Source organism: Azohydromonas caseinilytica, assembly GCF_012927045.1.
Classification (GTDB): domain Bacteria; phylum Pseudomonadota; class Gammaproteobacteria; order Burkholderiales; family Burkholderiaceae_C; genus Azohydromonas; species Azohydromonas caseinilytica.
Genome location: NZ_JABBFW010000008.1, coordinates 296,377 through 307,445, shown reverse-complemented (window position 1 = coordinate 307,445; position 11,069 = coordinate 296,377). Strand labels below are relative to the sequence as shown.

General features: G+C 65.8%; 10 protein-coding genes and 1 rRNA gene. 5 read left to right on the top strand and 6 right to left on the bottom strand.

Features of this window, described 5'->3' with window-relative positions; genetic code table 11:
- Nucleotides 1–174 precede the first annotated feature (174 nt).
- Nucleotides 175–287: ribosomal RNA gene (gene rrf, locus HHL10_RS14480) — 5S ribosomal RNA — on the top strand.
- A gap of 158 nt (nucleotides 288–445) precedes the next feature.
- Here the strand turns inward: rrf and galK are convergent.
- The 3 genes from galK to HHL10_RS14465 are packed head-to-tail and all read right to left on the bottom strand — an operon-like array spanning nucleotide 446 to nucleotide 4,464.
- Nucleotides 446–1,555 (bottom strand): galactokinase, encoded by a 1,110-nt coding sequence (gene galK, locus HHL10_RS14475; protein ID WP_169161072.1) that lies wholly within the window; start codon nucleotides 1,553–1,555, stop codon nucleotides 446–448.
- Complete coding sequence (galT, locus tag HHL10_RS14470) at nucleotides 1,556–2,647, bottom strand: galactose-1-phosphate uridylyltransferase (RefSeq protein ID WP_169161071.1); 1,092 nt, start codon at nucleotides 2,645–2,647, stop codon at nucleotides 1,556–1,558.
- A gap of 32 nt (nucleotides 2,648–2,679) precedes the next feature.
- On the bottom strand, nucleotides 2,680–4,464 hold the full coding sequence (locus HHL10_RS14465) for a glycoside hydrolase family 2 protein (RefSeq protein ID WP_169161070.1): 1,785 nt from the start codon (nucleotides 4,462–4,464) through the stop codon (nucleotides 2,680–2,682).
- A 204-nt stretch (nucleotides 4,465–4,668) separates the two neighbouring features.
- On the opposite strand from HHL10_RS14465, the gene HHL10_RS14460 reads away from it, so the two are divergent.
- The 3 genes from HHL10_RS14460 to HHL10_RS14450 all read left to right on the top strand — a co-directional run bounded on the left by HHL10_RS14460 (nucleotide 4,669) and on the right by HHL10_RS14450 (nucleotide 7,291).
- Entirely contained in the window at nucleotides 4,669–5,610 is a 942-nt protein-coding gene (locus HHL10_RS14460; RefSeq protein WP_310734597.1) for a CvpA family protein, read from the top strand.
- Between the two features lie 258 nt (nucleotides 5,611–5,868).
- Nucleotides 5,869–6,255 carry a C40 family peptidase gene (locus HHL10_RS14455; RefSeq protein ID WP_310734596.1) on the top strand — a complete coding sequence of 129 codons (387 nt, stop codon included), beginning with the start codon at nucleotides 5,869–5,871 and terminating at the stop codon, nucleotides 6,253–6,255.
- A 256-nt stretch (nucleotides 6,256–6,511) separates the two neighbouring features.
- Complete coding sequence (locus tag HHL10_RS14450; protein ID WP_235971453.1) at nucleotides 6,512–7,291, top strand: response regulator transcription factor; 780 nt, start codon at nucleotides 6,512–6,514, stop codon at nucleotides 7,289–7,291.
- 18 nt (nucleotides 7,292–7,309) lie between these two features.
- Here HHL10_RS14450 and HHL10_RS14445 read toward each other — a convergent pair whose 3' ends face one another.
- Entirely contained in the window at nucleotides 7,310–8,056 is a 747-nt protein-coding gene (locus HHL10_RS14445) for a PilZ domain-containing protein (RefSeq protein WP_169161067.1), read from the bottom strand.
- 334 nt (nucleotides 8,057–8,390) lie between these two features.
- Here HHL10_RS14445 and HHL10_RS14440 point away from each other — a divergent pair, with 334 nt between their 5' ends.
- Nucleotides 8,391–8,903 (top strand): GAF domain-containing protein, encoded by a 513-nt coding sequence (locus tag HHL10_RS14440; RefSeq protein ID WP_169161066.1) that lies wholly within the window; start codon nucleotides 8,391–8,393, stop codon nucleotides 8,901–8,903.
- A 470-nt stretch (nucleotides 8,904–9,373) separates the two neighbouring features.
- Here HHL10_RS14440 and HHL10_RS14435 read toward each other — a convergent pair whose 3' ends face one another.
- Both HHL10_RS14435 and HHL10_RS14430 read right to left on the bottom strand, forming a co-directional pair.
- The gene (locus HHL10_RS14435) at nucleotides 9,374–10,624 is read right to left on the bottom strand and encodes an EAL domain-containing response regulator (protein ID WP_169161065.1); all 1,251 of its coding nucleotides are present in this window, start codon (nucleotides 10,622–10,624) and stop codon (nucleotides 9,374–9,376) included.
- On the bottom strand, nucleotides 10,624–11,007 hold the full coding sequence (locus HHL10_RS14430; RefSeq protein WP_169161064.1) for a response regulator: 384 nt from the start codon (nucleotides 11,005–11,007) through the stop codon (nucleotides 10,624–10,626). The genes HHL10_RS14435 and HHL10_RS14430 overlap by 1 nt, the downstream gene beginning before the upstream one ends.
- Between the last annotated feature and the right edge of the window lie 62 nt (nucleotides 11,008–11,069).

Here is an 11,069-nt window from a genome sequence, read left to right as displayed (position 1 = left end):
TAAGCTGACCAGTACTAATTGCCCGTGCGGCTTGACCCTATAACTTTGACCCAGCGGTCAAGGTAGAGAATTCAAGGTTGTTGCCCGAAAGAAGGCGACGCAATCAATGAGCTGAAGTCGACTCTATCGAATTGGCTGGGTTGCCCCAAAAAGCAGCCCGGCGACAAGTTCAAGCCTGATGACCATAGCGAGGTGGTCCCACCCCTTCCCATCCCGAACAGGACCGTGAAACACCTCAGCGCCGATGATAGTGCGGATTCCCGTGTGAAAGTAGGACATCGTCAGGCTAATATCCCAAGCAAACGCCCCGACCAGAATATGGTCGGGGCGTTTTGCTTGGCGGGCCTGGATGGATCGAATACCCGTTTATTCGTCGCCGGGCAGCGGCCGCGGCGTTTGCCGCCGTGAAAAGCCGCTTGGTGCGCCGAACGCGCCGGCCCGCAGTTCAGGCGTTGACGGCCTCATCCAGCGCGGGCACCAGCGCTCGGCCCTGGCCGCCCATGGCGGTGTAGGCCGGCAGCACGGCGCGCGCCACGTTCTCCTGCTCGCCGTAGCGGCACAGCGCCACCACCGCCCCGCCCCAGCCCGCGCCGGTCATGCGCGCGCCAAACACGGCCGGCTGCTGCTGCAGCAACTCCACCAGGCGGTCCACTTCCGGCACCGACACCTCGTAGTCGTCGCGCAGGCTGGCATGCGAGGCGTTCATCAGCGTGCCGAAGCCTTGCGCGTCGCAGCCGGCGGCCGCCGAGAGCACGCGCTGGTTCTCGCTCACCACATGGCGCGCACGGCGGCGCAACGTGTCGTCAGCCAGCTGCTCCACGGCGGAGACGTATTCCACGTCGCGCAGCGCCGGCACGCCCAGCGCCGCGGCGGCGGCCTCGCATTCGCTGCGGCGCTGGTTGTAGCCGCTGGTGGCCAGCGAGCGGGCCACGCCGGAGTCCATCACCAGCACCGAGCTGCCTTCGGGCAGCGCCACCAGCTGCCGGCGCAGCGTGCGCGTGTCCAGAAACAGGGCGCTGCGCGTGTCGGCCAGGCTGGAGGCCATCTGGTCCATGATCCCGCAGCGCACGCCGGCATGCTCGATCTCGGCCCGCTGCGCCACCTGCGCAAGGCGCACGTCGTCCAGCTCCGCTTCGAGCAAGTCGCGCAGCGCGCGCAGCACCGCCACCTCCAGCGCCGCGCTGGACGACAGGCCCACGCCGATGGGCACGTCCGACACCACGAAGATGTCCAGCGCCGGCACCTCCAGGCCCTCGCGCGCCGCCTCGATGAGCGTGCCGCTGACGTAGCGGGCAAAGGGGTTGCCGTCGCCTCCTGGCGCGTCGGTGCCGGGCGCGAACTCGACCGTGCGGCCGTAGGCCGCCGCATGCACCCGGCTGATGCCGCGCTCGCTGCGCCGCATCGCCACGCGCGTGCTCTGCGGAATGGCGATGGGCAGCACGTAGCCTTCGTTGTAGTCGGTGTGCTCGCCCAGCAGGTTCACGCGGCCCGGCGCGCGGGCGTAGACCTCGGGCTTGCTGCCGAAGACGTCCTGGAAGGTGGTGGCTGTGTTCATCTAGATCCTCACTTCCACCTGCTGCAGCTCCGCCGCCTTGTCCTCGGGCAGCGCGTCCATGGCGAAGAAGCCGGCGGCGATCTCGGTGCCGGCCAGGTACTTCAGGCGGTCGCGCGTGCGGTAGGGCGGGTAGATCTGCGCATGCAGGTGCCACTCGGGGTGCGGCTCGCCGTCGGTGGGCGCCTGGTACCAGGCCATCAGGTACGGAAAGGGGCGCTGCCACAGGCCGTCGTACTTCAGCAGCACGGTCTTGAGCGCGCGCGCCAGGTCGGCGCGCTGGGCCGCGCCGAGCCGCGTGAAGTCGCGCACCGGCTCGATGGGAGCGATCCAGACCTCGTACGGATAACGGGCGCACACCGGCACGAAGGCGGCGGCATGCGGCCCCTGGTAGAGCACGCGCCGTCCGTCCCGCAGCTCGGCCTGGATGTGATCGGCCAGCAGGCCGCGCTGGTGCTCCTGCCAGTGCGCCAGCGCCTGCTGCTGCATGCGCGCGGGCACCGGCGGCAGCACCGGGTAGGCGTAGATCTGGCCATGGGGATGGTGCAGCGTCACGCCCACCTCGGCGCCCCGGTTCTCGAAGGGCAGCACGTAGGCGATGCCCTCGCGCTGCCCAACCTGCTCGGTACGGTCGCCCCACACCTGCAGCAGCAGCTCGATGTGCGGCAGCGGCAGCGCGCCCAGCGAGCCCTTGGGGTCCTTGGCGAACACCACCACCTCGCACTGCCCGGCCGCCGGCGCGCTGGGCACGATCATCGAAGGCACCGGTGCCGCGCCTTCCCGCACCGGTGCCAGCGAGGGAAAGCGGTTGTCGAACACCGCCACGTCCCAGGCCGCGTCGGGCAGCTCGGTCGGGTTGGCCGGATCGACGGTCACGGCCAGCGGGTTGTATTCGGGGGGCGGCAGGAAAGTGCGGCCCTGCCGGTAAGCGGCGTAGGTCACCCATTCGCCGCGCAGCGGGTGCCAGCGCAGGTGCGGCGCGCCGGCCAGCGGCTCGGCGAAGGGGCTGGGCGCCGCGATGTCGCCCTCCAGCGGCGCGTGCGCGTACAGCGTCAGGCGCCGCCCGTCGGGCTTGAGGAGCTCTCGTCGGTACATGGCTTGCGGCTTTCGCGGGTTCGTCGCGGTGCTCACACCACGCCGGGGATGTGGGTGGCGGACACCTTGGTGGCCGCAGCGACGCGCTCAAGAGGAATCTTGGGCGTGCGGTCGGCCGTGAGCAGCCCGTTGGCCTCCTGGAAGGTGTCGGCGAACTGCGTGTAGCAGAAGCCGCTGAACAGCGCCGTGTGGATGATGGTGTGCAGCAGCTGCTCGTACTGCTGCGCGAAAGCTTCCTCGTCGCCGACCGAGCTGTAGCCCCAGGTGCTCTTGACGCCGGGCTCGGGCTTCTTGATGTAGCGGATGCCGCCGAACTCGGTGAGCATGATGGGCTGGCCGCGGTGCGGGTAGCCGTCGAGGGTGAGGATGCGCCCGCCGGGGCGGCGCCGGTCGAACAGCTGCTCGGTCTTGGTCTCGCCGCCGTAGCGCTGGCGGATGTGGTCGAGGTTGGCGTCGTAGTCGTGGATGCCGATGATGTCCGTGGCGCTGGATTCCCAGCCGTCGTTGCCGATCACCGGGCGCGTGGCGTCCAGCGTCTTGGTCAGGTGGTAAAGCGCCTCCACCGCGTGGCGGTGCTCGCGCACCGCCGTGAGCTCGGGCACGCCCCAGCTCTCGTTGAAGGGCACCCACACGATGACGCAGGGGTGGCTGTAGTCGCGGTCGATGGCCTCGGTCCATTCGCGGATGAGCCGCTTGATGGCGGTGCGCGTGAAGCGGTAGGGCGAGGGCATCTCCTCCCACACCAGCAGGCCCAGGCGGTCGGCCCAGTAGAGGTAGCGCGGGTCCTCGATCTTCTGGTGCTTGCGCACGCCGTTGAAGCCCATGGCCTTGGCCAGCTCCACATCCTTGCGCAGCGCGGCGTCGTTCGGGGCGGCCAGCAGGGTCTCGGGCCAGTAGCCCTGGTCCAGCACCATGCGCAGCGTGTAGGGACGGCCGTTGAGCATGAACCGGTCGCGCAGGATCGTCACCGAGCGCAGCGCGGTGTAGGAGCTGAATTCGTCGAGCACGGTGTCGCCCTGCAGCAGGCGTACGGTGGCGTCGATGAGCGTGGGCCGCTCCGGGCTCCACAGCAGCTCGTTGCGGTAGTCATCGATGCCGGGATCGGACAGCACCACGAAGCGGTCCACCTCGTGCTGCACCACGCGGTAGCGGTCGCGCGCCAGCAGCCGCTCGCCATGGCGCAGTTCGACCTCGACCGAGAGGTCGTCGTCCAGCGTGTCGCCGACGATGCGGGCCTCGAAGCCGATCATGTAGCCCTCGACCTTCGGGGTCCAACGCACCTTGTCGATGTGGACGCGACCCACGCGCTCGAACCATACCGTCTGCCAGATGCCGGTGGTGCGCGGGTACCAGATGGAGTGCGGCTCCAGTTGCCAGTCCTGCTTGCCGCGCGGCTTCGTCAGCTCATGCGGGTCATCCACCACCTGCACCGTGATGCGCTGCCGACCGTCGGGCGACAGCATGCGGGTGATATCGGCCGAGAATGGCGTGTGGCCACCCTCGTGCATGGCCGCCAGGCGCCCGTTGACCCAGACCCGAGCCAGATAGTCCACGGCGCCAAAGCGCAGGATCACGCGGTCGTTGCCGGGAGGGATCTCCACGTCGCGTTCGTACCAGCAGATCTTGTGAAAGCCGCGGTCGCCGATGCCGCTGGCCGCGCCCTCGGGCGGATAGGGCACCTGGATCTGCAGCGGCCATTCGGTGATGTCGGCGGGCTGGGCATAGCGGCCCTCGTCGTCCCAGCAAAAGCGCCAGGGACCATTGAGGCACTGCCATTGCTTGCGCTGCAGCTGCGGTCGGGGATAGCCGAACTCCACGAGCTTTTCTCCGTTTGATCTTGTGTTCGGGCCGCCCGGTGGGGCGGTGGCGGGTTCCGGGCGCGGCAAGCCTTGTGCCCGTGGCTTTCCGCAGGGCCGCGCGCCGACGCCGTATCGGGCACGGCGGCTGCCTGCGCCGCGCTGGTGCCTTTGCCCTTATCACCGTCCTCACTGCCACGCCTTGCCATGCCGCCGTTGAATGTCGTGGACGTCCTGTTGGGGCTGATCGTGCTGCTGGGGATGTGGAGCGGCTGGCGCCGTGGCTTCATCGTCGCTGCGCTGGAGCTGCTGTGCCTGGTCGCCGCGCTGGTGGCCGCGTTGTGGGGCTATGCGCGCGTGGCGGCGGGGCTGGAGCCGCATCTGGAGAGCGCGTGGGCGCGGCCGCTGGCCTTCGTGGGGCTGTTCGCGGTGGTGCGCATCGTGCTGGGCGTCCTGGTGTTGCGCCGGGCGCATGCACTGCCGCGCCAGGCCCACGCGCACGGCGCCAACCGTGCGCTGGGCCTGCTGCCTGGCGCGGGCAGCGGGCTCATCGACGCGATGCTGGCCGTGATGCTGCTGCTGGCGTTGCCGCTGGCCGATGGCCTGACCGAGGCCACGCGCGACAGCCGCCTGGCGCAGCGGCTGGTCGTGCCGGCGGAGTGGGTGGAGGCCCGGTTGGCGCCCATCTTCAACGAGGCCGCCAGCCGCACGCTCAATCGGCTCACCATCCAGCCCGAGTCGCGCGAGCGCATTGCATTGCCCTTCAGCGTCCAGAACCCGCGCCCGCGTCCGGAACTGGAGGCGCGCATGCTGGACCTGGTGAACGAGGCTCGGGCCCGGGAAGGACTCAAGCCGCTACGTGCCGATCCGGAAGCGGCCGGGGTCGCCCGTGCCCACTCGCACGACATGTTCGCGCGGGCCTACTTCTCACACATCAGTCCGGAAGGTGCCGACCCCTTTGACCGAATGCGCCGCGGGGGGCTTCGCTTCGTCATGGCCGGCGAGAACCTCGCTTTGGCACAGACGCTGGAGCTGGCGCACCGGGGGCTGATGGAGTCCCCGGGCCACCGCGCCAACATCCTGCGACCCGGCTTCGGCCGGGTGGGCATCGGCATCCTGGACGGTGGCCGCCGCGGGCTGATGGTGACGCAGAACTTCAGGAATTGAGGACCATCCGCCGGCGGCGTCATGCTGTTGAGAGGGTATCCAGGGGCAGGGAAGGCCGTTGCGAGACAGAGCCGGACACGGGCACGAGCCTGATTGCCGCAGCCGCCGCGCCTCGGGAGAATCCACGGCATGCGAGCCTTGCCCTTCATTGTTCCGGTGGTGGCTGCCACAGCCGTCTTGCTCCAGGGATGTGCCACAGCGCCTGTGCCGAATCCCAGCCCCAGGCCTTCCTGGCACCGCCCGGCGGTGCAGGGCGGCATGTCCAGATTGACCCCCGAGCAGGCGCGCGATGCGACGGTCTATGCGCTTGGGCTGGTCGGTACGCCCTACCGCTACGGCGGCAACACGCCGGAATCAGGTTTCGACTGCAGCGGCCTCATTGCCCACGTCTACAGCCGCGCCGCGGGCCTCACGTCGCCACGGTCCACGGCAGGACTGCAGGACTGGGGGCAAAACGTGACGATGGACGATTTGCGTACCGGAGACCTCGTGCTCTTCGGTGCATCAACCCAGATCACGCACGCGGGCATCTTTGTTGGGCAGGACCGCTTCGTGCACGCCCCTTCCAGCGGTGGCCAGGTGCGACTGGAGCGCATCTCAACGCCTTATTGGTCTAGACGATTGTTGGCGGTGCGTCGGCCGTAGGACCGTCGTTGCCATGAAACTGAGCCATCATACCTGCTAAACAACATACACGTACCATTTGTGCTCTTACAGACACGTGAACGATGTGGCAAGCGTGATCTTTTGCGAAGTTTTAAATATCTTTCCCTTAATTTCTCTTTCATTCCCTCATACATCGCCGCCTCATAGACAAGTTCCTCTGTAGTTCCTCACATGTATGTGGTGCAGAATAAAATGGCAAACATATGAGCGGGTCGCACCAACCAGCGGCCGGAACATGGCCACCGTGTCATGCCTGGTCCTCTTGCCGTACAACGGAAAGGGCAAAAGGGTGCGGTATCCTGGTTCGGATTTCCAAAGTAGTTTTCCCGAACCCATGCACATCGGTATCGCAGAAGATGACCCTGACCAGCAGGCGCTGTTGCGTCTTTGGCTGGAAGATGCACAGCACTCTGTCGGCATTTCTGGTTCGGTTGCGCAGCACATCGACACACTCAAAAAAGAGCGCTTTGATCTGTTAATGATTGATTGGATGTTGCCTGACGGTACCGGCGCCGACTTGCTGCAATGGGTGCGCAACAACCTGGGATGGGAAATACCCATTCTTGTGCTGACTGCTCGCGACGATGAAGCAACCGTGGTGGCAGCACTGAAGGCTGGCGCGGACGATTACGTAGTCAAGCCACCAAAGCCAATGGAGCTACTGGCTCGGGTTGAGGCGCTGGGACGACGCGTGCGCGCCCATGTACTGCCAGTGTTGCGTCTAGGTGAATTCGAGATCGATATCCAGCGCCAACGTCTGCTGCTCAATGGTGTGCCCGTGACATTGACACAAAAGGAATTCGACCTCAGTGCCTATTTGTTCCAGAATCCCGGCAAACTGCTCTCGCGGGATCATCTGCTCAACAAGATCTGGGGACTCAATGCCGACGTGGATACCCGCACGGTAGACACCCACATCAGCCGCCTGCGCAAAAAGCTGGGGCTGGACGGCAGCAAGGGCTGGAAACTTGTGCCGGTGTACGGGGTCGGTTACCGCTTCGAGCGTACCGGCTGAAAAAACCAGTAGTAAAAGCTATTTTCCTGTGTGGGCCGTCAGCATGGCTGCCTGAGCGGCGGCAATCCAGCGCCGCAGCAAACGTGCCTCATCAGCAACCACGACTTCAAAGTGCGCACCAATTGCGCAATAGTCGCCGAACTCACGGCAATACATCACTTGCATCACGGGCACATCAAGCTCCACGCCGTCGAGTTCAAGCTTCGCGTTATGGATCAAAGTACCGTAAGGCACACCCGGGCCGGCCTTGTCGAAAGCTACGCCTTCCTCGCTAAGGTTACGCAGGCGCGGTACCCGGCCCTGTTCAGGCAGAAGCAAGTCGGCGTGAAAACGTTGTCCGTTGAGCCCCGTAACGCGGAAATGACGTCGTGACTGCACGTGGATGATTTGCTTTGGCCAAGCGGCGTGCAGCAGACCTTCCATCTCCAAGCTCAATCCATTCAGTGAGAACAGCAGCACGCCCAGCTCGGTACATGCGGTGGCGTTCGCTGCAAGCGGCACACTCGCTGGCGAAATTTCTTCGCCAGGCAGTGCCTGCAGGCTGATGCCTTCTGGACTGCCCGACGCAAGGCGCACCACATGATCAAACACAGCGTCATCGCTCTGCAGATTTAGCAAGACACCATCACGGAGCAGTCGTTCCAACACGCGTCGCACCGCCGCTTCACCAGCGATTCTCGTGTCGTCCGAAGTTTTTGAAGGATTCTTCTCCGTAGAGGGCTGCCATAACCGGCACAGGGCTTCCCAAACTGCACTGCTGTTCATGCACAATCACCCGTGAGCATTTAGATACGTTTGCGCAAAGAGGATACGTGCTGGAGATGGCGATGCTGGGCTGATGCGGAGCGAACTTTACCGTTCCCCCCTGCGTTGGTGCCGACCAGCTGGTTCACGACAAGCAGCGAGCGCTTGGCACGGATTGCGACAGCCGCCCCGTGTACGACTGGAAGGAAGAGTCGGTCATGGCGCAGCCCTCCCCCAACAGGCACGAATAGGCTGCTCCTGCTGCCACTTATGCGCAGCACACGGTTGTGGCAAGAATGCAAACCTTGCTACGGGCACAGGGTTGCGCGGGTAGGGTCCCTCCACAATCACCGCCATGGATGAGCTGACCGAGGCGGGCTGGGCCATGCAGCCCGCCCCCATTCCGCCGGACGACATCGAGCGGCTGGTGGCACTGTGGGACACCGGCCTGCTGGATACGCCGCCGGCAGCGGTATTTGACCGTATCACCCGCTCAGTGGCAGTCAGGCTGCGTGTGCCCATGGCCGCAGTGACGCTGGTGGACCAGCACCGTCAGTGGTTTCTCTCGCGCGTGGGCCTGCCCATGGCACAAACACCCCGCGACATTTCCTTCTGCGGCCATGCCGTGGCCCAGCGCCGGCCGCTGTGCGTGTCCGATACCCACGTCGATTTGCGCTTCGCTGGTAACCCGCTGGTCATGGGGCCTCCATACATTCGCGCCTACGTGGCAGTCCCGTTGATGGACGAGGCCCACCATGCGCTGGGCACACTGTGCGCGATGGACAACCGGGTGCGCGATTTCAGCGCCAACGAGCAGCAACTGCTGCAGCGTTACGCGAGGGCACTGCAGCAACTCATCCTGCGCTGAGGCTTGGTCCAGGCGCCGAAACCAGGCCAGGACATTTCTCCTGCTCCCGCATGGCAAAGGATGGAGCGGACACGGAACAAATCAACCTCACCGTCGCTATGCTGCCCATGAATTCCGTTGCAACTGCAATCGTATCGGCGGCGTCAGAAGGAGCAGCGCCATGGCAAGGCGGCCCTGGAGTTCAAGGCAGACGACGATTCCGGCACGCTGCCCGACAGCATGGCTGCACCTCATCGGGTGAACGCGCTATCGACCCAATTTGCGACATCCATATCCACTCATTTGAACTGCGCGGCAGGACCATCGTCGCCCTGCCGACGCCCAGCTGGTGAGGCTGAGATGGCCATCGTGCCAGCGCACGTCCGTAGCTCCAGAACGCTCAAGGAGACGACGCATCACGACAGCAGCCTCGTGTCGGCCACCGCCATGCACTTCAACGAGCGGCCGTCCACGAGGACGCAGGGCATACCTCAGCCCTTGAACGGCATGTCGTCCAGAGGCACGCGCAGTTCATTCAAGCTGCGCAGCCACTGGCGCATCGCGTCCATGGTCATCGGTTCTCCCTGGAGGTAACCCTGCACTTCGGTGCAGCCGGCAGCCTCCACGGTGCGCATCTCGGCCAGCGTCTCCACGCCCTCGGCCACGATCCGCAGGCCAAGCCCGCGCGCCAGTTGGGCACACGCGCTCACGATGAGCTGCTTGGTTGGGTCGGCATCGACTCGCGTCACGAAGGAGCGGTCGATCTTGAGCTCCGAGAACGGCAGCTGCGCCAGCTGCTGAAGACTGGAGGCGGCGCTGCCGAAATCGTCGATGGACAAGTTGAAACCCAGCAGCCGGATGCGCGCCGTGTTCTCAATCAAGGTTGGCAGATCTGCCACCGTGTCATGCTCGCTGATCTCCAGGGTCAGCCAGCTCGGGTCCAGACCGCTGGCCTGCACGATCTGCGTGAGCTCGCTGCAAAAGCCCGGGTCGGAGAGCGAGTGCAGCGACGCGTTGACGGAACCGCTCAGCGGCAGCCCCTCTTCCAGGCAGCCGACCAGGAAGGCGCTCGTCTGGCGCACCATCGCCAACGTGGCCGCATCAAGCAGCCCATGGCGCCGCAGCGCCGGCACCAGGTGCTCGGGCTTCAGCACCGAGCCATCCTCGGCCACGCCGCGCATGAGCGTTTCCACGCCCACCACCTCGCGGCTGTCCAGACGCAGTTGTGCTTGCAACCAAGCCTGCAGCCGCCCCTGCTCCAGCATCGCGCGCAGCGTGCTCTCCGTCAGCTCGGGCGGCACCGGTTGCGGCTCGACCTTTGTATCCCGCCGGTATTCGCGCAGGGTTCTGGCAATGTGCCCCGCGGCCACCGGCTGCTCGGCACAGCCCGCCACCCGCAGCTTGCAGGCGTCGGCCATGGTCACTGCGCTCTTGAGCACCGCCAGTTGGTGCCGCCCCGTGAAGTACAGCGCAGGCGCACGCGAATCCCCGGCCAGCAGCCGCATCAGCCGAAACGCGTCCCCATCGTCGAAAGCCAGGCCGCACACCAGCACGTCCGGCGGTGTAGGTTCGCAATGCAGCTCCAGCAGCAGGTGCTGCATGCGACTGACCCGGACATCGACCTGCCATCCCTCGGCCCGCAGCTCGCTTTCCACCTGATCGGCCTGGTACGCGTCGGCCAGCAGCACCCAGGCACGGCCAAGCTGTTGCCCGGCAGCGGGGGGGGAAACGAAATCGGACATCACTCTGCGATCGCGGGTGCGTACTGCTGGCACAGCAGCCGCAAGTCGTTGAACGAAGTGGGTTTGGCGAGCAACCGGTCAAAGCCGCTCGCCAGCAGGCGCGCGGCTTCCTGCGGATGACCATGGCCCGTGTAGGCGATCACGGGCAGGCTCTCGCATTGCGGCTTGCGGCGAATGTGCCGGCACAGTTCCTCGCCATCGAGCAACGGCAGGCACGGGTCCAGCAGCACGACATCGAAGGACTGGCGCGCCAGCAGCGCCAGCGCATGCCGGCCATCGTCCGCGATCCGGGCCTCCCAGCCCAGCCGCCCCAGCAGCGTGGCTGCCAGGCGGGCATTGAGTGCGTTGTCGTCCACTACCAAGGCTTGGGGAGCTTCTGTCATGGATATGTATTTGTCAGTGAGCGAACCCTCCTCTCAGCAACCGTGAGCAGGCAGGCGTTCGC

Bases quoted from the DNA above. Each gene is read 5' to 3' on its own strand.
- galK (WP_169161072.1), bottom strand. From the start codon at position 1,555: ATGAACACAGCCACCACCTTCCAGGACGTCTTCGGCAGCAAGCCCGAG.
- galT (WP_169161071.1), bottom strand. From the start codon at position 2,647: ATGTACCGACGAGAGCTCCTCAAGCCCGACGGGCGGCGCCTGACGCTG.
- HHL10_RS14455 (WP_310734596.1), top strand. From the start codon at position 5,869: ATGTCCAGATTGACCCCCGAGCAGGCGCGCGATGCGACGGTCTATGCG.
- HHL10_RS14450 (WP_235971453.1), top strand. From the start codon at position 6,512: ATGGCCACCGTGTCATGCCTGGTCCTCTTGCCGTACAACGGAAAGGGC.
- HHL10_RS14445 (WP_169161067.1), bottom strand. From the start codon at position 8,056: ATGAACAGCAGTGCAGTTTGGGAAGCCCTGTGCCGGTTATGGCAGCCC.
- HHL10_RS14440 (WP_169161066.1), top strand. From the start codon at position 8,391: ATGGATGAGCTGACCGAGGCGGGCTGGGCCATGCAGCCCGCCCCCATT.
- HHL10_RS14435 (WP_169161065.1), bottom strand. From the start codon at position 10,624: ATGTCCGATTTCGTTTCCCCCCCCGCTGCCGGGCAACAGCTTGGCCGT.
- HHL10_RS14430 (WP_169161064.1), bottom strand. From the start codon at position 11,007: ATGACAGAAGCTCCCCAAGCCTTGGTAGTGGACGACAACGCACTCAAT.